Origin of the sequence: Simplicispira lacusdiani (assembly GCF_003604195.1) — a bacterium.
Taxonomy (GTDB): domain Bacteria; phylum Pseudomonadota; class Gammaproteobacteria; order Burkholderiales; family Burkholderiaceae_C; genus Simplicispira; species Simplicispira lacusdiani.
The window spans coordinates 74,186-96,106 of sequence record NZ_QXGR01000012.1; the positions used below are offsets into that span (position 1 = coordinate 74,186).

General features: G+C 63.0%; 25 protein-coding genes and 1 tRNA gene. 20 read left to right on the forward strand and 6 right to left on the reverse strand.

Features of this window, described 5'->3' with window-relative positions; genetic code table 11:
- The 4 genes from D8S75_RS15285 (at position 1) to tatC (ending at position 2,006) form a co-directional block, all read left to right on the forward strand.
- A complete protein-coding gene (locus D8S75_RS15285) occupies positions 1 to 357 on the forward strand; it encodes a histidine triad nucleotide-binding protein (protein ID WP_119967214.1) in 357 nt (118 codons plus the stop codon).
- A gap of 75 nt (positions 358 to 432) precedes the next feature.
- A complete protein-coding gene (gene tatA, locus D8S75_RS15290) occupies positions 433 to 678 on the forward strand; it encodes a Sec-independent protein translocase subunit TatA (protein ID WP_119967215.1) in 246 nt (81 codons plus the stop codon).
- Between the two features lie 21 nt (positions 679 to 699).
- A complete protein-coding gene (gene tatB, locus D8S75_RS15295; RefSeq protein ID WP_119967216.1) occupies positions 700 to 1,161 on the forward strand; it encodes a Sec-independent protein translocase protein TatB in 462 nt (153 codons plus the stop codon).
- A gap of 53 nt (positions 1,162 to 1,214) precedes the next feature.
- Positions 1,215 to 2,006 (forward strand): twin-arginine translocase subunit TatC, encoded by a 792-nt coding sequence (tatC, locus tag D8S75_RS15300; protein ID WP_119967217.1) that lies wholly within the window; start codon positions 1,215 to 1,217, stop codon positions 2,004 to 2,006.
- A 46-nt stretch (positions 2,007 to 2,052) separates the two neighbouring features.
- On the opposite strand, the gene D8S75_RS15305 is transcribed toward tatC, so the two are convergent.
- A complete protein-coding gene (locus D8S75_RS15305) occupies positions 2,053 to 3,201 on the reverse strand; it encodes a trypsin-like peptidase domain-containing protein (protein ID WP_119967218.1) in 1,149 nt (382 codons plus the stop codon).
- Between the two features lie 73 nt (positions 3,202 to 3,274).
- Here D8S75_RS15305 and D8S75_RS15310 point away from each other — a divergent pair, with 73 nt between their 5' ends.
- Positions 3,275 to 4,027 carry a Nif3-like dinuclear metal center hexameric protein gene (locus D8S75_RS15310; protein ID WP_119967219.1) on the forward strand — a complete coding sequence of 251 codons (753 nt, stop codon included), beginning with the start codon at positions 3,275 to 3,277 and terminating at the stop codon, positions 4,025 to 4,027.
- 67 nt (positions 4,028 to 4,094) lie between these two features.
- Positions 4,095 to 5,141, forward strand: coding sequence for a 4-hydroxythreonine-4-phosphate dehydrogenase PdxA (pdxA, locus tag D8S75_RS15315; RefSeq protein WP_119967220.1), 1,047 nt, complete (start codon positions 4,095 to 4,097; stop codon positions 5,139 to 5,141).
- A gap of 1 nt (position 5,142) precedes the next feature.
- Here pdxA and mscL read toward each other — a convergent pair whose 3' ends face one another.
- Positions 5,143 to 5,580: a large conductance mechanosensitive channel protein MscL gene (gene mscL / locus D8S75_RS15320; RefSeq protein ID WP_119967221.1), complete on the reverse strand. Its 438-nt coding sequence runs from the start codon at positions 5,578 to 5,580 to the stop codon at positions 5,143 to 5,145.
- Positions 5,581 to 5,752: 172 nt separating this feature from the next.
- On the opposite strand from mscL, the gene petA reads away from it, so the two are divergent.
- The 7 genes from petA (at position 5,753) to D8S75_RS15360 (ending at position 11,060) form a co-directional block, all read left to right on the forward strand.
- Complete coding sequence (gene petA / locus D8S75_RS15325) at positions 5,753 to 6,352, forward strand: ubiquinol-cytochrome c reductase iron-sulfur subunit (protein ID WP_119967222.1); 600 nt, start codon at positions 5,753 to 5,755, stop codon at positions 6,350 to 6,352.
- A gap of 11 nt (positions 6,353 to 6,363) precedes the next feature.
- Positions 6,364 to 7,776, forward strand: coding sequence for a cytochrome b (locus D8S75_RS15330; protein ID WP_119967223.1), 1,413 nt, complete (start codon positions 6,364 to 6,366; stop codon positions 7,774 to 7,776).
- 16 nt (positions 7,777 to 7,792) lie between these two features.
- The gene (locus tag D8S75_RS15335; RefSeq protein WP_119967224.1) at positions 7,793 to 8,536 is read left to right on the forward strand and encodes a cytochrome c1; all 744 of its coding nucleotides are present in this window, start codon (positions 7,793 to 7,795) and stop codon (positions 8,534 to 8,536) included.
- 103 nt (positions 8,537 to 8,639) lie between these two features.
- Entirely contained in the window at positions 8,640 to 9,251 is a 612-nt protein-coding gene (locus D8S75_RS15340; protein ID WP_005794209.1) for a glutathione S-transferase N-terminal domain-containing protein, read from the forward strand.
- A 33-nt stretch (positions 9,252 to 9,284) separates the two neighbouring features.
- Positions 9,285 to 9,785 carry a ClpXP protease specificity-enhancing factor gene (locus tag D8S75_RS15345; protein ID WP_119967225.1) on the forward strand — a complete coding sequence of 167 codons (501 nt, stop codon included), beginning with the start codon at positions 9,285 to 9,287 and terminating at the stop codon, positions 9,783 to 9,785.
- 48 nt (positions 9,786 to 9,833) lie between these two features.
- A tRNA-Thr gene (locus tag D8S75_RS15350) sits at positions 9,834 to 9,908 on the forward strand.
- 789 nt (positions 9,909 to 10,697) lie between these two features.
- Positions 10,698 to 11,060 (forward strand): hypothetical protein, encoded by a 363-nt coding sequence (locus tag D8S75_RS15360; RefSeq protein WP_119967227.1) that lies wholly within the window; start codon positions 10,698 to 10,700, stop codon positions 11,058 to 11,060.
- Positions 11,061 to 11,541: 481 nt separating this feature from the next.
- Here D8S75_RS15360 and D8S75_RS17515 read toward each other — a convergent pair whose 3' ends face one another.
- Positions 11,542 to 12,141, reverse strand: a complete 600-nt coding sequence (locus D8S75_RS17515; RefSeq protein WP_157982665.1) for a hypothetical protein — start codon at positions 12,139 to 12,141, stop codon at positions 11,542 to 11,544.
- Positions 12,142 to 12,392: 251 nt separating this feature from the next.
- On the opposite strand from D8S75_RS17515, the gene D8S75_RS15365 reads away from it, so the two are divergent.
- The 6 genes from D8S75_RS15365 to D8S75_RS15390 all read left to right on the forward strand — a co-directional run bounded on the left by D8S75_RS15365 (position 12,393) and on the right by D8S75_RS15390 (position 18,091).
- Positions 12,393 to 12,806 carry a plasmid mobilization protein gene (locus tag D8S75_RS15365; RefSeq protein WP_119967228.1) on the forward strand — a complete coding sequence of 138 codons (414 nt, stop codon included), beginning with the start codon at positions 12,393 to 12,395 and terminating at the stop codon, positions 12,804 to 12,806.
- Positions 12,806 to 15,334, forward strand: a complete 2,529-nt coding sequence (locus D8S75_RS15370; protein ID WP_119967229.1) for a relaxase/mobilization nuclease domain-containing protein — start codon at positions 12,806 to 12,808, stop codon at positions 15,332 to 15,334. The genes D8S75_RS15365 and D8S75_RS15370 overlap by 1 nt, the downstream gene beginning before the upstream one ends.
- Positions 15,335 to 15,990: 656 nt before the next feature.
- Complete coding sequence (locus tag D8S75_RS15375; protein ID WP_119967230.1) at positions 15,991 to 16,560, forward strand: hypothetical protein; 570 nt, start codon at positions 15,991 to 15,993, stop codon at positions 16,558 to 16,560.
- Between the two features lie 45 nt (positions 16,561 to 16,605).
- The gene (locus D8S75_RS15380; RefSeq protein ID WP_119967231.1) at positions 16,606 to 17,172 is read left to right on the forward strand and encodes a hypothetical protein; all 567 of its coding nucleotides are present in this window, start codon (positions 16,606 to 16,608) and stop codon (positions 17,170 to 17,172) included.
- 4 nt (positions 17,173 to 17,176) lie between these two features.
- On the forward strand, positions 17,177 to 17,455 hold the full coding sequence (locus D8S75_RS15385) for a hypothetical protein (protein ID WP_119967232.1): 279 nt from the start codon (positions 17,177 to 17,179) through the stop codon (positions 17,453 to 17,455).
- A 339-nt stretch (positions 17,456 to 17,794) separates the two neighbouring features.
- Positions 17,795 to 18,091 carry a hypothetical protein gene (locus D8S75_RS15390; RefSeq protein WP_119967233.1) on the forward strand — a complete coding sequence of 99 codons (297 nt, stop codon included), beginning with the start codon at positions 17,795 to 17,797 and terminating at the stop codon, positions 18,089 to 18,091.
- Between the two features lie 254 nt (positions 18,092 to 18,345).
- Here D8S75_RS15390 and D8S75_RS15395 read toward each other — a convergent pair whose 3' ends face one another.
- Entirely contained in the window at positions 18,346 to 19,044 is a 699-nt protein-coding gene (locus D8S75_RS15395) for a hypothetical protein (protein ID WP_119967234.1), read from the reverse strand.
- A 339-nt stretch (positions 19,045 to 19,383) separates the two neighbouring features.
- On the opposite strand from D8S75_RS15395, the gene D8S75_RS15400 reads away from it, so the two are divergent.
- Entirely contained in the window at positions 19,384 to 21,087 is a 1,704-nt protein-coding gene (locus tag D8S75_RS15400) for a DNA cytosine methyltransferase (protein WP_232829066.1), read from the forward strand.
- A gap of 64 nt (positions 21,088 to 21,151) precedes the next feature.
- Here D8S75_RS15400 and D8S75_RS15405 read toward each other — a convergent pair whose 3' ends face one another.
- The gene (locus D8S75_RS15405) at positions 21,152 to 21,442 is read right to left on the reverse strand and encodes a hypothetical protein (protein ID WP_119967236.1); all 291 of its coding nucleotides are present in this window, start codon (positions 21,440 to 21,442) and stop codon (positions 21,152 to 21,154) included.
- Positions 21,439 to 21,912: a very short patch repair endonuclease gene (locus D8S75_RS15410; protein ID WP_119967237.1), complete on the reverse strand. Its 474-nt coding sequence runs from the start codon at positions 21,910 to 21,912 to the stop codon at positions 21,439 to 21,441. Before D8S75_RS15410 ends, D8S75_RS15405 begins: the two co-directional genes overlap by 4 nt.
- Positions 21,913 to 21,921 lie beyond the last annotated feature (9 nt).

A 21,921-nucleotide genomic window follows, 5' to 3' on the forward strand; every position in this document is an offset into this window, starting at 1 on the left:
ATGCACGATCCGAACTGCCTCTTCTGCAAAATCATCGCGGGCCAGATTCCCTCCCGCAAGGTGTACGAAGACGAGGAACTCTTCGCCTTCCACGACATCCATCCCTGGGCACCGGTGCATTTCCTCATGGTGCCCAAGCTGCACATTCCCTCCATGGCCCAGGTGCAGCCCGAGCATGCCGGCCTGCTGGGCCGCATGATGGCCCTGGCGCCGCGCCTGGCGCTGGAGCAGGGCTGCAATCCCTATCCCGAGGGCGGCTACCGCATCGTGGTGAACACCGGGCTGGAGGGCGGGCAGGAGATCCATCACCTGCATGTCCACGTCATCGGCGGTCCGCGCCCCTGGCTCAAGGGCTGACGTTGGCTGCAAGGTCAATGACAGTTCCGTCACGCGCCCCGTCTAAAATGGACCGAATTCGTTAGGAGATATTTCATGGGCTCTTTTTCCATTTGGCACTGGCTCGTCGTGCTGCTGATCGTCGTCCTGGTGTTTGGCACCAAGAAGCTCAAGAACATCGGTTCCGACCTCGGTGGTGCCGTCAAGGGTTTCAAGGACGGCATGAAGGACGGCGCGGCCAGCGAGGCCGCAACGCCCCCCACGCCGCCGGCCGGCCAGGTGACGGGCAATGCCTCGGCCGAGAAGACCACCATCGACGTCGAAGCCAAGCAGAAAAGCTGACTTCGCTGAGCGCGTGAACGCATGATCGATATTGGCCTGTCCAAGATGGCGCTGATCGGCGCCGTGGCGCTTGTCGTCATCGGCCCCGAGAAGCTGCCGCGCGTGGCACGCACCATCGGCACCTTGCTGGGCAAGGCGCAGCGCTATGTGGCGGACGTCAAATCCGAGGTCAACCGTTCCATGGAGCTCGACGAGCTCAAGAAGATGAAGGAAACGGTGGAGAACGCGGCACGCGACGTCGAGCAATCGGTGCAGACCGCCGCGAGCGACTTCGAGAAGGATTGGGCCGAGGCCACGGGCGAGGCCAGCGCGGCCATCGAGGACAGCCTGTCGGTGGTGCCCGCCTACCGCAATCCCGGCAAGAACTGGCGCCTCAAGCGCGGGGCCACGCCGCAGTGGTACAAATCCCGCAATGGTGTGCGCACCAAGGCCCTGTCGGGCGCGGCGCGCGTGGCGCGCTACCGGCCACAGAAATTCCAATGATGCAGCGGCGCCTGGCGCCGCATGGCCGGGCGTGAAGTCCGCAAATTTCCGACATGTCCGAAACCCCCAACAAAGAAGACGAGCTGGCCGGTACCGAGCAGCCGTTCGTGCAGCACCTCATGGAGTTGCGCGACCGCCTGGTCAAGGCGGCCATCGCCGTCGGCATCGCCGCCGCGCTGCTGTTCTTTTTCCCCGGCCCCGGCCCGCTGTATGACCTGCTCGCGGCGCCCCTGGTGGCCCACCTGCCCAAGGGAGCCACGCTGATCGCCACCTCGGTGATCTCGCCCTTCATGGTGCCGCTCAAGATCCTGCTGATGTCCGCCTTCCTGCTGGCGCTGCCCTTCGTGCTCTGGCAGGTCTGGGGCTTCATCGCGCCGGGCCTGTACGCGCATGAGAAGCGCCTGGTGCTGCCGCTCGTGGTGTCGAGCACGCTGCTGTTCTTCGTGGGCGTGGCCTTTTGCTACTTCTTCGTGTTCGGCCAGGTGTTCAGCTTCATCCAGAGCTTCGCACCCAAGAGCATCACCGCCGCGCCCGACATCGAGGCCTACCTGAGCTTCGTGCTGACCATGTTCATCGCCTTCGGCCTGGCCTTCGAGGTGCCCATCGTGGTCATCGTTTTGGCGCGCCTGGGCCTGGTGAGCGTGCAGAAACTCAAGGATTTCCGAGGCTATTTCATCGTGGTGGCCTTCATCATCGCCGCGGTGGTGACGCCGCCCGACGTGGTGTCCCAGTTGGCGCTGGCCATTCCCATGTGCCTGCTCTACGAACTGGGCATCTGGGCCGCCCAGATCTTCATCAAGCACACCAAAGCGCCTGAGCCCGCCGAGGAAACGTCTCCTCGGTAAGCCTGTCTCTCCATTGCAAGGCCCGCCGCGCGCGGGCCTTGTGCCGTCAGCGCTGCGGTACGCGCTGCGGGCGCGGGCGCACGCCGGGTATGACGTCCACCTCCAGCAAGCGGTCGCCGCGCCGCACCTGGAAGACCGCCTTTTCTCCGGGTTTGAGCGCGGCCACGCTGGAGAGCAGGGCGGGCACGCTGGCCGTTTCCTTGCCTGCCACGCGCACGATCACGTCACCGGGGCGCAGGCCGCCCTGGGCGGCGGGGCCGGCCTGCAGCACGCCGGTGATGATCACGCCCTCGGTGGCCTTCACGCCAAAAGTCTCGGCCAGCTCGGGCGAGAGTTCGCTGGGTTCCACGCCGATCCAGCCGCGCGTCACCTGGCCGTCGCGCACGATGCCGTCGAGCACCATCTTGGCGGTGGACACGGGGATGGCGAAGCCGATGCCCATGCTGCCGCCCGAGCGCGAGTAGATGGCGGTGTTGATGCCCAGCAGATTGCCGTTCACGTCCACCAGCGCGCCACCGGAATTGCCGGGGTTGATGGCGGCGTCGGTCTGGATGAAGTTCTCGAAAGTGTTGATGCCCAGTTGGCTGCGCCCCAGTGCGCTGACGATGCCGCTGGTGACCGTCTGGCCCACGCCGAAGGGGTTGCCGATGGCCAGCACCTGATCGCCCACGGACAGGGTATCGGAGTCGCCCAGCACGATGACCGGCAACTTGTCGAGCTGGATCTTCAGGATGGCCAGGTCGGTCTCGGGATCGGTGCCGATGACCTGGGCGCGGGCGCGGCGGCTGTCGGACAGCGTGATGTCGATTTCGTCGGCGCCCTCGACCACATGGTTGTTGGTCAGGATATAGCCGTCGGTGCTGATGATGACGCCGCTGCCCAGGCCTGCCTGCGGCTGGTTGCCCTGGTCGCCGAAGAAGAACTGGAACCAGGGGTCGTTGCTGCGCGGGTCGCGCACCGGGGCCTTGCTGGTGTTGATGCTCACCACGGCGGGCGCGGCCTTGCGCGCCGCCGCGCTCAGGCTGCCCGGCGCGGGCAGATCCGGGTTGCCGGGCGGTGCCTGGATGAGCGCGATGCCGGCCCCCGAGCGCGTGGCGCCCCGGTGGAGCCAGTCGGGCTGGAGCGTGGCCACGACGAAATAGGCCGCGACCAGCACCGTCACGGTTTGCGAAAACAGCAGCCAGATGCGTTTCATGGAATTGGGCGGATAGAAGCGAACGGCTATTGTCGCGCAAGCAATGCGGCCCCGCCCGCAGGACAATAGGCGGATGAGCATTTCCCGTGACACCCTGCGGCAGGCGTTCGACGCGCTGCTGCAACCCGAGCGCTTCAAGGACTACGGCCCCAACGGCCTGCAGGTCGAGGGCAAGAACGAAATCGGCCGCATCGTCAGCGGCGTGACCGCGAGCCAGGCGCTGATCGACGCGGCCATCGCGGAGCGGGCCGACGCCCTCTTCGTGCACCACGGCCTGTTCTGGCGCGGCCAGGACGGCCGCGTCACCGGCTGGATGAAGCAGCGCCTGCAGCGGCTGCTGGCCCACGACATCAACCTGTTTGCCTACCACCTGCCGCTCGATGCCCACCCCGAGCTGGGCAACAACGCCCGCCTGGGCCAGGAGCTGGGCTGGGCGGCCGATGCGCGCTTTGGCGAGCAAGACCTGGGCTGCGTGGCCGGCGTGCGCTACGACGGCGCCCAGGCGTTGGCGCGCCATGTGGAGCGGGTGCTGGGGCGCGCCGCCACGCTGGTGCAGCCTGCCGTGGACCGGCCCATCGCGCGCGTGGCCTGGTGCAGTGGCGGCGCGCAAGGCTATTTCGAGGCGGCCATCGCGGCCGGGGCCGATGCCTTCATCACCGGGGAAATCTCCGAACCCCAGGCACATCTGGCGCGCGAGACCGGCGTGGCCTTCATCGCTGCGGGCCACCATGCCACCGAGCGCTACGGAGCGCCCGCCGTGGCGGCCCATGTCGCGGCGCAGCACGGGCTGGAGCATGTCTTCATCGAGATCGATAACCCGGCTTGATTTTGCTATTTATTCAATAGCTTGTGGCGCTTTATACATAAGCCCTGCGGGCCAATTTCATTCAAAAATGACATTCCAATCCCCCCGCCTGCTCGCCATCACCCAGGGAGATCCGGCCGGCATCGGCCCGGAAATCGTGGCCAAGGCCTTCCGCGACGCGCCGGCCGACCTGCGCGGCTGCTTCGCCGTGGGCGACGTTGCCACGCTGCGCCGCGCCGCGCAGTGCATCGTGCGGCCGGGCGAGCCGTCCTTGCCCGTGGCCCTGATCGCCTCCCTCGATGAGGCGCTGACCCTGCCGCCGCGCTGCCTGCCGGTGCTGCAGCTCCCGGACCTGCCGGGGCCCGTGCCGTTCGGCGTCATTTCGGCCGAGGCCGGGCGCGCGGCGGCGCAGTGCGTGGTCTGGGCGGCGCGCGCGGCGCTGCGCGGTGAAGTGGCGGGCCTGGTCACGGCGCCGCTGCACAAGGAGTCCCTGCACGCGGCCGGTGTTGATTTTCCAGGCCACACCGAGCTGCTGCAGGCCGAGGCGGCGGCGCACCAGGGCGTGGCCTTGCAGGACATGCCCGTGCGCATGATGCTGGCCAGCGACGAGCTGCGCACCGTGCTTGTGAGCATCCACGTCGCGTTGCGCGACGCGCTCGCGGCGGTGACCCATGACAACGTGCTTCAGACCCTGCGCATCACGCACGATGCCCTCCTGCGCAGCCTGGGCCGCGCGCCGCGCATCGCCGTCGCGGGGCTGAACCCGCACGCGGGGGAGGGCGGCCTGTTCGGCCGCGAGGAGATCGAGGTCATCGCGCCCGCCATCGACGCCGCCCGCGCGCAGGGGCTCGACGTGACCGGCCCGCTGGCGCCCGACACCGTGTTCATGCGCGCGCGCAACACGCCAGGGCACCCGGGTGAATTCGACGTGGTGCTGGCCATGTACCACGACCAGGGGCTGATTCCCGTGAAATACCTGGGCGTGGACAAGGGCGTGAATGTCACGCTGGGGCTGCCGCTGGTGCGCACCAGCCCGGACCACGGCACCGCCTTCGACATCGCCGGCCAAGGCGTGGCCGACGCATCGAGCCTGGTGGAGGCGGTGCGCATGGCACGCCGCCTGGCAGGGGGCTGAATCAGCGCTTCAAGCTGTCGCGGATCTCGCGCAGCAGCACGATGTCCTCGGGCGTGGGTGCCGGTGCGGCCGGGGCGGCGGGTTCGGCGGGTGCTTCGCGCTTGAGGCGGTTGATCTGCTTGATCATCATGAAAATGATGAAGGCGAGGATGAGGAAGTTCACCGCCACGGTGATGAAACTGCCGTAGGCGAACACCGGAACGCCGGCCTTCTTGAGCGCATCGAGCGTCATGGCCGTGCCCTCGGGCGCCGTGCCGAGCACGAGGAACAGGTTGGAGAAATCGAGCTTGCCGAACACCAGGCCGACGACCGGCATGATCAGGTCGGAAACGACCGAATCGACGATCTTGCCGAACGCGCCGCCGATGATCACGCCCACGGCCAGGTCGATGACATTGCCCTTGACGGCGAATTCGCGGAATTCCTGCAGCATTCCCATAAATACCTCCCGATAGACGAACGATGCGCCAAGTATCGATCAATTCGGCTGTCCGTGCCGTGCATCGGAAGGCGCCAAAGCGCTTCCATGGCGCGCGCGGAGGGATTGGCGCTTTTCACTCCGCTACAATTTATGGTTGACCCAACCCTAGCGATGATCATCGAGGACCCCCATGAGTGACACTCCAATCGACTCCAGCAAACGGACGTGGCTGATCGCGACCGGCTGCGCGGGCGCTGTGGGCGGCGTGGCAACCGCCGTTCCTTTCGTGAGTACTTTCCAGCCATCGGAGAAGGCCAAGGCCGCCGGTGCTGCAGTCGAGGTGGATATTTCCTCGCTCAAGCCGGGGGAGCGTGTCATCGTCGAATGGCGCGGCAAGCCGGTCTGGATCATCAAGCGCACGCCCGAACAGCTGGCCGATCTGCCCAAGATCGATGCGCAGCTCGCCGATCCCAAGTCCGAGCGCAAGCCCGCCGAGTTCACACCGCCCTACGCGCGCAACGGCCACCGCTCCATCAAGCCCGAGATCCTCGTGGCCGTGGGCATCTGCCCGCACCTGGGCTGCTCGCCCTCGGAAAAATACACCCCCGGTCCCCAGCCCTCGCTGCCCGATGACTGGAAGGGCGGTTTCCTCTGCCCCTGCCATGGTTCGACCTTCGACCTGGCCGGCCGCGTGTTCAAGAACAAGCCGTCGCCCGACAACCTCGAAGTGCCTCCGCACATGTACCTGTCCGATACGCGCCTGCTCATCGGTGACGACAAGAAAGCCTGAAGGACCACGCCATGGCTGAATTCAAGGAAATCTCTCCCAACGCTTCGGCGGGCGCCAAGCTCACGAACTGGTTCGAAAACCGCTTCCCCACGGCATTCGACGCCTACCGCGTCCACATGTCGGAGTACTACGCACCGAAGAACTTCAACTTCTGGTACATCTTCGGCTCGCTGGCCCTGCTGGTGCTGGTGATCCAGATCGTCACCGGCATCTTCCTCGTGATGCACTACAAGCCCGACGCCGCCAAGGCCTTCGAGTCGGTCGAGTACATCATGCGCGACGTGCCCTGGGGCTGGCTGATCCGCTACATGCACTCCACCGGTGCTTCCGCGTTCTTCGTGGTCGTCTACCTGCACATGTTCCGTGGCCTGCTCTACGGCAGCTACCGCAAGCCGCGCGAGCTGGTCTGGATCTTCGGCTGCGCCATCTTCCTGGCGCTGATGGCAGAAGCCTTCATGGGCTACCTGCTGCCCTGGGGCCAGATGTCGTACTGGGGTGCCCAGGTGATCGTGAACCTGTTCGCCGCCATTCCCTTCGTCGGTCCCGACCTGGCCCTGCTGATCCGTGGCGACTACGTGGTGGGCGACGCCACGCTGAACCGCTTCTTCAGCTTCCACGTCATCGCCGTGCCGCTGGTGCTGCTGGGCCTGGTGGTGGCGCACTTGCTGGCGCTGCACGACGTGGGTTCCAACAACCCCGACGGCATCGAGATCAAGGGCCCCAAGGCCCCCAAGGACGCCAAGGGCAAGCCGCTCGACGGCATCCCCTTCCACCCGTACTACACGGTGCATGACATCCTGGGCGTGTGCCTGTTCCTGATGGCCTTCAGCGCGGTGGTGTTCTTCGCCCCCGAGGCCGGCGGCTATTTCCTGGAGTACAACAACTTCATCCCGGCCGACCCGCTGGTGACGCCGGCGCACATCGCCCCGGTCTGGTACTTCACGCCCTTCTACTCGATGCTGCGCGCCATCACCAGCGAGATGATGTACGCCCTGATCGCCTGCGTGGTGCTGGGTGCCGCGTTCGGCGTGCTCAAGGGCCGCATGCCTGCGGTCTTCAAGGGCGCCATTGCCGTGGCCGCCGCCGTGGGCGTGGTGCTGATGCTCTCCATCGACGCCAAGTTCTGGGGCGTGGTGGTGATGGGCGGCGCCGTGATCATCCTGTTCTTCCTGCCCTGGCTCGACTGCAGCCCGGTCAAGTCGATCCGCTACCGTCCGAGCTGGCACAAGTACGTGTACGCCGTCTTCGTCGTGAACTTCGTGATCCTGGCCTACCTGGGCGTGCAGCCCCCGTCGCCGATCGGCGAGCGCGTCTCGCAAGTGGGCACGCTGTTCTACTTTGGCTTCTTCCTGCTGATGCCGTGGTGGAGCCGTCTGGGCGAGCCCAAGCCCGTGCCCGACCGCGTCACCTTCGCTGCGCATTGAGCTGGAGCCGAACACCATGAAAAAAATCATCCTCACGTTCATCGCGGCGCTGGGCCTGGCCGCTGGCGCGGCCCATGCCGCTGGTGGCAGCACCATGGCCTGGGACAAGGCGCCCAACAAGACCAACGACCTGCCGGCCCTGCAGAACGGCGCCAAGCTGTTCGTCAACTACTGCGTGGGCTGCCACTCGGCGGCATTCATGCGCTACAACCGCCTCACGGACATCGGCCTGACCGAGCAGCAGATCAAGGACAACCTGCTGCTGACCACCGACAAGATCGGTGAGACCATGAAGGCCAACATCGATCCCAAGCAGGCCAAGGAATGGTTCGGCGCCAACCCGCCCGACCTGACCGTGATCGCCCGCTCGCGCGCCGGCCACGGCGGCACGGGCGCCGACTATCTGTACACCTTCCTGCGCAGCTTCTACCTCGACGAAGCCAAGGCCACGGGCTGGAACAACCTGCTGTTCCCGAACGTCGGCATGCCCCACGCCCTGTGGGAACTGCAAGGCACCCGCCATGCCGTGTTCGACGAGAAGACCCACGCCTTCAAGGGCTGGGAGCAGGCCGCCCCCGGCAAGCTCAGCGCGCAGGACTACGATAAGGCGGTCGGCGATCTGGTCGGCTATCTGCAGTGGATGGGTGAACCGGCCCAGAACAGCCGCGTGCGCATCGGCGTGGGCGTGCTGATCTTCCTGGCGGTCATGACCCTCTTCGCCTGGAGGCTCAACGCGGCTTTCTGGAAAGACGTCAAGTAAGGCATCTCGCCTTCCCTGCCGCGCCCCCAAGGGCGCGGCCCTGTGTTTCTAGAGTGGGCGCTCCCATGCGTTCCACTCTTTTGGTTTTTAGGAGTCTCTAGCCATGATGGTGCTTTACTCGGGTACGACCTGCCCCTTTTCCCACCGCTGCCGTTTCGTGTTGTTCGAGAAAGGCATGGACTTCGAGATCCGTGATGTCGACCTCTACAACAAGCCCGAAGACATCAGCGTGATGAACCCCTACGGCCAGGTGCCCATCCTGGTCGAGCGCGACCTCATCCTGTACGAGTCGAACATCATCAACGAGTACATCGACGAGCGTTTCCCCCACCCGCAGCTCATGCCCGGCGACCCGGTGGACCGCGCCCGCGTGCGCCTGTTCCTGCTCAACTTCGAGAAGGAACTGTTCGTTCACGTCAACACGCTGGAATCGCGCGCCACCAAGGGTAACGAGAAAGCCCTGGAAAAGGCCCGCGCCCACATCCGCGACCGCCTGACCCAGCTCGCTCCCGTGTTCCTGAAGAACAAGTACATGCTGGGCGATAACTTCTCCATGCTCGACGTGGCCATCGCGCCGCTGCTGTGGCGCCTGGACTACTACGGCATCGACCTGAGCAAGAACGCCGCGCCGCTGCTGAAGTACGCCGAGCGCATCTTCTCGCGCCCCGCCTACATCGAGGCGCTGACGCCCTCGGAAAAGGTCATGCGCAAGTAAGCGCCGTTTCGCCTCCTTCACGCACGCCGGCCCATGAACGAACAGGAATCCACCTCCACGCGCCCCTACCTCATCCGTGCCCTGCACGAGTGGTGCACCGACAACGGCTTCACGCCGTACATCGCGGTGCGCGTGGACGATTCCGTTCAGGTGCCGCGCGAGTACGTGAACGACGGCGAAATCGTGCTCAACGTCGGCTTCGACGCCACCAGCGGCTTGCAGCTGGGCAATGAATACATCGAATTCAAGGCCCGCTTCGGCGGCAAGCCGCGCGACATCATGGTGCCCGTGGGCCGCGTGATCGCCATCTACGCGCGCGAGAACGGCCAGGGCATGGCCTTCCCGCCGCCGGTGGATCTGCTGCCCGAGGCGGCGCCTGGCCCGGACGAGGCACCGTCCGACGCGGGCAGCCCTGAAAGCGGTCGTGTCGTGCAGTTGGTCGCCAGCGAACCTGGCGCGGACAGCGACGGCGACGATCCCCGCCCCCCGCCCACGGCGGGTGCCGGCCGGCCAGCGCTCAAGCGCGTGAAGTAACCCCCCGGGCCCTCGCGCGCGCTGGTTCGCGCGTAAAATACCCCCTTCGCCGATTTAGCTCAGTGGTAGAGCAACCGCCTTGTAAGCGGTAGGTCGTCAGTTCAATCCCGACAATCGGCACCAAATTTCCCTTTGTAAATCAACAACTTATGTTGTTTCGAGTTGCAGGGGCTTTCACTCAATTGCACCCACTTTCAGTGGTTCAGTGTGACAAGAGTGTGCCAAGCTGCAGAGAAAGTTGTTGCGCAAAAACAACAGTTTGTTTCTCCTGTTGTATGGACTTGCATACAGTGCTTTGAGTCAATACACTGATTTCAGTGCCGTTCTTTCGTTCAGCACAACGCCGCGATGACTCGTGTTTGCGCTTTTGGCGCCAAAAAACAACACGAAGAATGAACCTCACTGCAACAACGCCGCCATCCTCAACTCCGCTGGGTGGGCTCGTGAGGGAAGGCTAAGTTGGTAGCACAGAGGGCCAAGTTTTCACTTGGTTGGAGAAGTAGCCTTCTCCGCCCCTTCGTCGGGGAAAAGTGCATCAGGAGGTCTATGGCCGCGCGCCAAGCGCAGCTATGCCTTTCTGTTGCACAAAATGCCAATTCCAGCTGATTCTGCTGCGCCGTCTGACGTGGCGTTTAAAACCCTCACCGCCAAGGAGCTTGCGCTCATCCTGGGCAAATCCGTCGCATCGATTCGCGGAGACCTGAGCCGCTGCCCTGCGCGGCTTCCTCCTGCAGTTCGCATCCCTGGCGGTGGCCAAGCCTTGTGGCTTGAGGCCACTGTTCTTGCCTGGCTTCAGTCCTATGAGACCGCCAGCCGCCCCAGCCCCAAGCAGGGGACAACCCGCCGCCGAGGGCGCCCCTCCAAAGCTGAACAACTCCGCCGCGCGAGTGCGGCGGCGGCAGGAGGCGCAGCATGAGCGGGGATGCAATTGTTCATGAGGGGCGTGAACGCTATTCCGTGCCGGTTCATCGCGCCGCGTTGCGGGATTCGCGCCTCAGTTGGGGTGCTCGCGGGCTTTTTGCCTTTCTCTGGGACCTGCCGTCGAACTGGACGCCGTGTGCGGCCCACCTGAAGAAAATGGGGCCGGACGGTCGGGACGCTGTACGCGCGCGACTGGCGGAGCTAGAGGCGGTGGGTGCGCTGCGGTTCGAACGGATCCCCGGGGAAGGGGGACGGTTCTCGGGAACGCGTTGGGTGATTTTGTCGCCGGCAGCCTGGGCGCGCGAGGCGCCCTTGCGCGGCGGCGAGGGCTGCGCGGACGCCGACCAGGACTGATGGCCGGGGAAGACCGAGAGTCGGAAAATCCAACTCTCGGTCTTCCCGGGCCTCGGAATTCCCGAGCCTCGGCTTTAGCCGTACTAAGGTTCTCCAAGGAGAAGGTTCCCCAAGGAGAAGGGCCTCCCAGCGGGGCTGTGCCCCTGCCCCCCTGAATTCAGGGGGGAGATTTAAACACGGGGTTCCTTCTATTTCAGCCGCCTTCAAGCGCGCGCAGCGCCGCAGGCGCGAGCACGGTTGTTGGCGGAACACCTTGCAGCGGTTGATGAGTTAACCCGCGCGTGGCGGCTCGCTCGTGCCTGTGAAATGGCCCCCAGAGGGGGCGGGGAAGCACCCCCAACGGGAGGCCTGCGGCCCCCCGGCCCCCCGCCCTCTACGGGGCGGCTCCCCCCGCTGGTCTCCATCGGGCCCGGGAGCTGCCATTGATGCGCCACTGCGCCGCATTGAAAAAGCCCACCTGTAATCAGGTGGGCTTTTTTATCTAAATTCCATTCAGACTCAGCATTTCATGTCCCTCAACCAACCGCAGAAATTGCTTGAGCTCGGATTCACGCACCGAATCCATGAAATCAACGCCCTCTTCTGTCGGAAATCTTGACTGTTGATCAATTGTCAGTACGCCTAGCTCTTGACGATTGCTGGCTTCAACACATGCAATGTATTCAGAAAGAGATTTTATCAATGCGGCTTTCTTTTTCTCCCATAGCCTGCCGAAGTCTCTAATATCGCTAACAAGCTGCTCGGGATCCTGAGAATCCAAGATTGATTCGGATGAATGCCGAAGTCCGCATTGTTGCGGCAACAAATCATGCTCCCTTGCCTTGGCAATGAATCTCTTCAAAGTCAAGAAGTCCATTGAGCCATCGCTATTTATATCGGCGTAGCGCTCGAATTTAATTCTCTCACTGTCTGCCAAAAGGTTGGTAGATATTCCACTCAAGGCGGCGGCAAGCTCAGAGGGGGATTTGCCTGAATACTTCAGTGCCTTGTTTACCCAGTAAAAAGTAAGCTCGTTTCTCTTTTGAAAGCGCGGCTTGACTCGCTGCGGCATTTGTTTTGCGGATGCTGTATCCGTGGACATATTGACCTCCGTGTTGGTTCCGAACAAGTTTGCGCGCCCCTTGCGTTCTCATTTGTTCGGACGGCTTAAATGGTATCGCATTAAATCGGTCTCGTGCGATTGGATTTGGTGGGGAGCAAGCCATGTCGATTACCGGTGTTCCACCGGCAATCGACGCTTGCTGGGGGTGCCCCCAGACCCCTGACCACTCCCTCCGGGTCGCAGTCGAAAAACCGGCCTTCCACTCCCTCCGGTCGCAGCAGGAAAACCAAATGGATGCACGCAAGATGGAAAAAATTCGAGCTCGGAAAAACGATTCGGCGCTGCCCCTGGCGGAAAAACGACGTGAGTATGTGACGGTCTGGATGACGCCAGCCGAGAAGGCCGCCGCTGTAGAAAACGCGCGGCGCGCGGCCCTCCCTATGTCCAGCTTCAGCCGAAAAGTGCTGCTGGAATCCGTCGTTCCCCAGGCAGCGCCAAGCCCTGATTGGATGCGGGCCTATTCAGAAACCGCTCGCTGGTCCGGCCTCCTAAATCAGATTGCGCACCAACTCAATAGCGCGAGCCTGCAGGGGCTTCTGGAATCGGCAATTTCCAGCCGCTGCTCAGACCTGGAGTTCGTGATTTCCGCCATGGCCCAAGACGTTGACGAGTTGCGGGCAAAGATTCTAAAAATGGCTGGCTAGTGGCGAAAGAGAATTTTTCTAGGGAGGAGTCTCGCCACCCTGAGTATGGATGCATTCTGAAAATCAAAACGAATGGCCGCTCATTTAGGGGATTGGTGGATTACCAGTCAGAGCGCGGAGCCAATATAGACGGCACCATTACTCAGCTGCCGATTTTTACCAACATGCTTGGTCGAACCCCTCGGGAACTGAGTAGGGAGATGGCGGTAATTCGACGTCTGCGCCCCGGGCTGAATACGGCGGTGGGTCACTTGCAGATTTGCCCATCTCGGGCGCTGAAGACCAAAGAAGAATGGATCGAAGCGGTTCAAACCGCATTTGATGCTCATGGAATACACGATGCGCCATTCGTCTGCTATCTGCACTCCGAGGGAGATGGAAAAACCAACCACGCGCATCTCCATATTGCATTTTCCCGGATACGGTTTGATGGCTCGGTAATCTTGGATTCTGGCTCGTATCGAAAGAATGAGATTGCAGCCAGAAGGATAGAAGAGATATTTCAGTTGGGAGTGATTCAGGAACGATCTAGGGAGAAACGCCCGCACGACAGTCGAAAAGCTTTTGATTCGCTGCGGCGCGAAGATCGTTTAGTTGGAGAAAGCAAAGAGAAGCCGAGTGGCGGCATGTCTGACAAAAAATCAACGAAATCGAAAGGACCAAAGAGAGTGGCAACGAAAGAGAATATCGAGAAAATGGCTGCGGCTGTCGAACGGGCAATGCAGCACGCGACAAGCGAGAGTGAGTTCAAAGAGGGCTTGGAGAACGATCTAGAAGAGCAGGGCATTGCCCGCCAGGTGACTTTCGCTCGGCGTGGGGCCGAGAACGAGATCTTTGGCTTCTCTTTGACTTCTGATCTCGGCCCTGGCGGCATTGCCGCCATCAAGGGATCTGAGCTCGGCAGGCATCTGAGCTGGACGATGGTAGCGGCTCAGATCACTGAGAACCAGGACCGTGCGCGCCGTCGCCGCATGGCCGTGCCCCAGGCCGAGGCGACCGCCGACGGGATCCAAGACGCCGGGCAAGTGCTGGCGGCACCGACCGAAGGCGCAGGCGCCGTGATTGCCTTGGGCCTGGGCGCGCAGCCCCACGCCGTCGTCAAGGCTACGCGACCGACGCCCGGGGCGAAGCCGCACCTCTTCGTCGTGAAGCCACAGGGCTTCGAAATTCCCGGCTTCACCGCCACCAGGGGCGACTGCATCGACGCTGACCAGGGCACATACCTCTGGAAATACTGCAAGGCGGGCTCAGAGGAAGTCGTTTTTTCTGACACCGGGGATACGTTCCAAATTCACGGTGAGTCTCTAGCCGACCCCTTGGCAGTCGATGCCTTCGTTTTGGCTGCTCGCGCGCGGTTCGGCGCAAGTCTGACACTGACTCAGGTTCCTGGGGAACCGCCCCATTTCCTGGCGATGCTCCAGGCGTCCGCTGCCGAACGCGGCGTGGAAATCATTGATGGGCGGACAGGGTTGCCGATTGCTGCGGCGCAGCAGCACAAGGAGCCCGCGCCTGCGTCTGCGCCGGTCCCCGAGAGCGCGCATAGCTTGGATTTTCTCGACGTGCGGCCAGATCCCGCGCCTTCGACAGGTCCGGCTGCTGCTGCCGGAGTTGGCCAGGGCGAGGTGCCTACGATGCCCGCTCCGGCCGAGCAGCCACAGCCCCGAGGTGAATCGTTGGTCGTACCCCCTCATGACCTTGGGGCGCGCCGCGAGGCGGCGGCCAAGGTCCTGGCGATGGCCAGTGAGCAGGCCAAGAAGGCGTCCGGCTCTTCGGGGCCTCGGCTTGGCGTTTTGCCGCGAGAGCAGCAGAAGCTGTCGAGCGAAGAGCTTCGCGCGTTGCTGGCTGAAGCAAATTCGTGGGTTCCCGTCCAGGAGTGGGCCGAAGCCACCAGGGAACGGCAGCGCCAGGACCGATTGGCCCTTGAGGGGGGTGGACGGCATCCGAGAGATTTGGTGTTCGATGCGGCCAGTTTGCGTGGAGATCCGCTGGCGATGGCGGCCAGCAAGGCGCAAGAGCGTTTTGCGCATGCCGAGGCTTGCCACGAACTGGCGCGACGTGCCCGGGACGAACGCTCCAGCGTGCAAAAAGCCATGGAGCTGGTCGGTGGGCGCGGAAAAGAGAGGGAAGAGGAGGTCGCTCGCCTGGAGGGATTGGAGCGTGACGCTCGGGCCGAGGCAACGCGTGCGCGTGCGGCCTTTTTCGCCCAGGACGACGCGAAGCGAGCCGTGAAGAGCACTACTGAGCTGGCTGAGACTTGTGACGCTGAATCGCGGGCGTTGGGCGCGGTGGAGCTGTTGCTGGGGCTGCTGGCCAAGTTCATCAAGGCTCTCACCGGGATGCTGAAGCAGGCCGAGGCACGCGATGCGGAGCAGGTTCACGAACGGGAGCGGCGCGGGGATCTCCTGCGACATGCCGAGGCTTTGGCGGCAGGGGATCCGGCCGCGATCGAAAGGTACGAACGCGAGCAAAAGGAGCATCAGGAGCGGTACGAGCGCGAGCAGTTCGGTTTTGAGCGGGGGCGTGGGTGAAGGGGGATTTTGGGCGCCTCCCGGCTGCCGCCGGGACCACGCTTTTGCCCTGGCGGGTCGAGCCCTTCGGTCTCGCTCGCCCCAAAGGGGCGCAATCGTTGGCGCGGGAGCGGGGACCAGGGGGAAGGTGCCGTAACACCATCCCCCTCGCCCGAAGGCCTTCACCCCCTGGGGCAGCGACTGCGTTGCAGCCGCTATGCGCTTCGCGCTCTCGCCTGCGGCGCCCGTGCTTCGCACGTTGTGCGTGCCGCTTTCAGCGGCATGGGGCGCTCGGCGCGCGCCGTTGCCCCGCGTGGGTTTTGACCCCTTTGGTTTTCCTCGGTCGCGTCACCGCCGCCTCTTCGGGGACCGTAGGGCCTGGCTGCTGGGCTCCAGGGTGAAGGCTTTGCCCCAGTCCTCACCCGGTCCCTGCGCTTCGCTCCGGGCTGCGGCTTCCGGGCTGTCCCTTCCTCCCAGCAGCCAGGCCCTCCTTGTGTCCCACGGCGACGGTGACGCGACTGAGGCAAAGGAAATCAAAAGGAGGTGAACCACGCGGAATGCCAACCCAAATTGAACCGGCTCGGGCTCCACAACCAAGGCCCCTCCTGCCCTGCGGGGCAGGCAAAAACCGAATACCAATACCGGCCCGGAGGGGCCACAACTGAAGGAGAAATGACATGAAGAACCTCAATCCCGGCGCACTGGACCTGGGTGGCCAGCTCGATGGCCGCACCTTGTTCGTGATGTCGCAGGTGGCAGGTCTGTGGGCCGAACTTCGTTGGCTCTACGAAACGGCTGAGGCTGATGAATTCCAGCGGCTGCTGCGCAGCCACAACCTGGGGGTCTTTCATCGACAAGACATTGGGCTTCATCTGAGCTTCACGGAGGGCAGTGCGAACCACCCCGCAGAAGCTGACCGCGTGGCCGGGTGCGTGTTTTACATGGTCCCGCCTGTTCACGACCTTTTCATGGACACCGCCACCGTTGCTGAGCTCAAGGCCTGGATCAATTCACATGGCCTGGACCAGCTCTTGGAGGCGATTGAAGGGCTTGGCGAAGAGGCCCTGGCGCAAGTGCGTGAGGCGCTGTTGGCCGACCTGTCTGCCGTGCGGCTGATCCGCTGGGAGGTTTGCCAAGGAATGCGGAAAAGCGGCGACATCCGGGACGTCGTGACGGTGCGTCTGGCTACGGTGGTGATGGCCTGGGCTCTCGATTGGGGGGAGCAGCGGCGCTCCGGCAAGAAATAGCAGAACCGCCGGCCCGGAGGGGCCACAACTGAAGGAGAGAGAACCATGACAGAGCAGCAAACGACCGCAGCAACCCGCGCGCAAGAGCAAGCCCAGGCCCTGCTCGCGCAGTTCAAAACCGACCTCGAAGAGGCCAGCCATGAGGCCCTTCGCGCCTTCATTCAGTTGAACGGTGTAGGGGTTTTTAAGAACCCCGATGGCAGTCTGTACGTCGAATTTACGAACGGCAATCTCGACGTTTCCGACAGCAGGGACTGCCAGGAAGGGCTGCAGTTCTACACCATGACGCCGTGGAACCGCCTGTTTGATAGTGACCGCGCAGACGACACGCTCAAGGCTTTCCGTGAGTTCATGGAGGAGCACGGCCTGGAGGTTACCGCCGCGATCGCCGCGCAGTGGCTCGCGATTGATGCGCAAGGCGATGAATGCGATGGCGACGACCTGGACGCCCTGCTTGATGGCCTCCGTGAATGGTCTCTCCAGGGTGATGCTTTGGAGGCCCAGCGCCGCGACCTGGTTGCGGGGCTGTCGCTGGAGGGGGATGGGGAACAGATCCTTGAGGACCTCGTCATCAAGCTCCAGGACCTCTTCGAGCAGCAAGAGCAGGAGTAACACGATGCAGGCCCTTCACCACACCCAGGGGTCTGCCGCCATCCAGCGCTTCGCGCTGGATGCGCAGCAGCACCTGCAGCAACGCGTGCGGGCGCAGCTCAGCCCCGAGGAGCTGATGCGCATCGATGACCTGGCGTTGCCAACGCTCTCGCTGCCGGAGTTGGCCGATGCCATTGAGGCAGAAGCCAGGGAGGCGCTTCCCAGTGCCTTCCTCGCTGGATACGCTACCGCATGCACTGTTTTGCACGCTCAGTTGTCGGCCGTCGGCCGAGGGCTCTCTTAATCCAGGAGGCACACATGGCTGCCCTTGCGCACATCAGTTTTTTGGCTACGGCGGGTGGCTGGCGGTTTTTGTTCTGGGTCCTCTCGTTCCTCCCCCGAGCTGCGCGCGCTGGCGCGCGCGGGTGGAGAGAAGGCTGGCGCAACGGCCGCCGCAGCTGAGCGCGGCTATCTCCGACTCAAGCCGGAGATAGCTCGTACCTCTGCGCCGTTCACGGATCCATGCGGCGCTGGTGCCGGCTCAACCCGGAACTAGTTCAGCACCAACGAACAGGGCGCAAGCCCAATCCCGGCTCAGTCCGGAACTAGCGACGCACTTTTTCACGTTCACAAGGAATACAACATGAAGAAAACCATCCTGATTTCCCGCTTTGCTCTGCTGGCTGTTGTTGCCGCCCTGGCCGCATGCGGCGGCGGCGGTGGCGCCGATGAGGATGCCACCGCGCCTACCACCCCAGGTATCCCCGTGGCGCCGGGCACGCCCTTTGTCCCCGCGGGCACGCTCACTTCCTACGCTCCTGGCTCCACCGCGACGCTGGCCCTCGATGCCGTCAACAAATCCATCACGCACTGCGGTTACCCCGCCATGGTGCCCGTTGCCGATCTCTCAGGAGCGGCCAAGGCCATGCACGTTACGTAGCGCTCAACGGCTTCATTCCGACCCATGACCAGATCCCAGGCGCCGCCGGCTTCACCGGCGCCACGATCTATGACCGTGTGATCGCCGCCGGTGGATCGCCAAGACGAGTGCGCGCATCGTGCAGATGGCTGCTTCGATGGTCGATCCGGAAGCACACTGAAGACATGAGGCCGGGCGGTGCACGGCCTCTTCTTGTCGTTCGGTCAGTCCCTAGGAAAGCTCATCCTTGGCTGCGGGGGGGCGCACTGAGCAGGTTACGCGGCAACGGTGAGCAATTTGGCGTCTACCTTGTCGGTAGCTTCGGCCCACTGGTACATCATCGATTGGCAAATCAAACCATACGCGACCACCAAACCGGGTAGCGGGGCCATGAATGCAAGACCGCCGAAGAGATCTACGTTGGTAAGCGCGTTCAGCCCGCCAAAGACGGCAGCCCAGGCAAAGAACGCGGCAATGCCGGTGAGTATGTGCCTGAATATGCCTCTTACAGAACCAACAAGGCGAGGCAGGCCCATCAGAAACGGGATTGCAGTGATCGCGCTTAGGAAGGGGAAAAACAGCGAGATGAAAAGCATGGCGTTGAACTCTTTCAGCGTGAGCATGCCTGCTGAGATCACGCCAGGTACCTCATCGTCGTTCAACCGAGTAATCATGGACGAATTGCAGGCAAACAGGCGGTTGGTTGTCACGTTGAGCGCCTTGGCCATTTCTTCAACACCATCGCGTGTGATCGTTGCCACCTTGATCTCGTGTCCGACACGGAAGTCGGCGCCTGATGCGCCGGGCCATCGGATGGAAACCTCTCGACCATCGGATCGCTTGATCCAGATGAGGCCATCGCCTACTTCAATAACATTGCCTTGGTGAACGGCGATATCGCTGTCAAGTATGTCAACGCTGTCGATGGACGTACTGCTGGCTGTCATTAAATGGCCCTCCTGGCGCAGGAGCATGTCCGAACATCACGTTTCGCGACTTGTCGGGCGTCAACGCTCCCCCGTCTAGGTCCCTGTAAAAGCTCACCCTTGAGCATCGATCATGCTTGGCCCCTATCGGCCAGTTGCCATCCTGCGAATTCATGGGCCAGTTGACTGCTTCAGGCTGGTTGCTGACTTTGAGGCTTTTGCGCTGAGTGACCGCGCCTCGCAAAAGCTGCCATTCGCGTTCGCCAATCGCATCGGTCCGCGGACATCCGAAACCGGTCAATCAGCAACAGCGCCGTCAAATTGCGCGAAAGGCCGCTGCCGCAGTTGGAGAGAGTTGTTCGCAGCTTCAAGCGCCAAGCCACCGGCTTGTCCAAGAGCTCGCGGCCCGAAGCGCGTCGATGGGCGGATCAGATAAGATATGCGAAAAAATGGGCGCTGAGAGCCGCTCTGGCGGCCGAGTTTGGTGCCCTCAGGCGGAAGTCCATTGATACAAGAAAAGCAGAATTGATGGTGCAGCGCGGAGAGATTCCGGTGATCGATCTGTTCGCCGGACCAGGAGGGCTGTGCGAAGGGTTTTCGTCTGTCGTGGATGCGACCGGCGCGCGTCGTTTTGCCGTCAAGGTCTCCATCGAGAAGGATCCCGTCGCGCACCGGACCCTGCTACTTCGAGCAGTCTTCCGCAAGTTCCGCAAGGGCGAGGTGCCCGCGTGCTACTACGACTACGTTCGCGGCAATATAAGCCGTGAGCAGTTTCTGGCACATCCTGACATCAAGACCGCCGCAGAGCATGCTGCGAAGGAAGCCCGCTGCGCGGAGCTCGGCGTCATCGCGCCCACAGAGGTCGATGGCTGGATCCGGGAAGCGCTGGGTAACCAGACTGATTGGGTGCTGATCGGCGGGCCGCCTTGCCAAGCCTACTCGCTGGCCGGCCGCGCCCGGCTGCGCGGCAAGGACGTGAAGAAATTCGAGGCCGACGCCAAGCACTTTCTCTACATCGAGTACCTGCGGATCATTCAGCAGTTCGCCCCAGCGGTCTTCGTGATGGAGAACGTCAAGGGGATGCTGAATTCAACCAACTCCGGCAAGCGCATCTTCGAGCAGATCCTCGCCGACCTCAAAGCGCCTAAAGCTGGGCTGAGCTACGAGGTCCGCTCGTTGGTGGTTCACAAGGCTGAAGGTGAGTTGAATCCCAACGACTACGTGATCGAGGCCGACGACTACGGCATCCCGCAAAGCCGGCATCGGGTGATCCTGTTCGGCATCCGTTCTGATGTGGCGGCGGCGACGCCTGTGCTCAGGGAGCATCCCGAGTCCTTCCTGCTTCGCAAGCTGACCAAGAAGGTCGGCGTGAGCGCTGCGTTGGCCGGCCTGCCGGAGCTGCGCAGCCGCTTGTCCAGAGAGCCCGATTCGAAAGAAGCGTGGATCAAGGCCGTGAAAGAGTCTCCGAGCACGTTAGCAGGCTGGCGCGTGCCGGCGCGCAGTGTCATTGAGACTGCCATGGAGAAGTTTTTCAAGAAAGTTGAACGGCAAACGACCTTCGGTGCACCGTTCGTTGAAGCAGTGGTTGCGCCTGGTGGATACATGCCTCAGCACTTACAGGACTGGTATCTGGATCCAAAGCTCGGCGGTGTCTTGCAGCATGAGACACGTAGTCACATGCGCTCTGATCTGCATCGCTACATGTTTGCCGCTTGTTTCGCTGCAACGCAAAAGTATCCTCCGGACCTGCGCAACTTTCCGCCCAGGTTGCTGCCCGACCATGTAAACGTGGACGAGGCGACGATTCCCTTCAAAGACCGCTTCCGGGTCCAGATGGGCGAGCATCCGTCGTCGACGGTGGTGGCCCACATCAAGAAGGACGGGCACTACTACATCCACCCAGATCCCGGCCAGTGCCGCAGCCTGACCGTGCGCGAGGCGGCCCGCTTGCAGACCTTCCCGGACAACTACTTCTTTGAGGGGAACCGGACAGAGCAATACGGCCAGATCGGCAATGCCGTCCCGCCGCTGCTGGCCAAGCAGATTGGTCAGATCATTTCCGACTTCATGGCCTCCCCGCGCAAGCGGTGACGTTCAGGCGTGGCGCCGGTCAGCCGGCAATTCGGAAGTCGCGTCCTGTGGCTAGGCTCAAGGCCTAGTCCCACAGCACGCCGTAGAGATCCATGGCGCCCTCTGCTGCCGGATCCAAGCCGTACCGCAGGAAGACCTCATAGAGGGCCATACTAGCGTCGCAGAAGTCGTGCGACTGGCACGCACGGGGAGCCGTCTCGGCTCGATTGCGTTCAACTACCGCCTGCATCTTCTCCGCGGTCAGGTGGGCATGCAGGCCTTCGCTGAATTCATGTGCAATGGTGTCGACGAGGGGTTGCTGTGGCAGCTTGGTTATCGAGGTAGATGGCGCGTTATAGCGCGCCGTCCGGTTCAAGGCTGTCGGTCCGCCGCCAAGCTCTGAGCACTGATCTCGCCCGTCGTGGCGCCGCTGTCGATCCAAGCCCGCAGTGTCTCGGAAAGGCCCTTGGCGGCCTCTGGGTCGCGTGTGGAGCACTCCCAGACGTTGAGCACCCGCCAGCCCATCTCTGCGAGCTTGTCGGCGGCGCGGCGGTCCCGATCAACATTGCCCTGCAACTTGGCCGTCCAGAAGTCTGTCCGCGTCGACGGCGTCTTAGCGAATTTGCATCCCTGGTGGGCGTGCCAGAAGCAGCCGTGCACGAAGATCGCGATTTTGCGGCCCGGCATGGCGATGTCGGGCGTGCCAGGCAGGTCGCGCCGATGCAGCCGGAAGCGGTGCCCCATCGCGAACAGCGCTTTGCGGACCAGTATTTCAGGCAAAGAGTTTTTGCCCTTGATGCCGGACATCATCTGACTGCGTTTGGCGGGGCTGACGACATCGGACATGGTGGACCA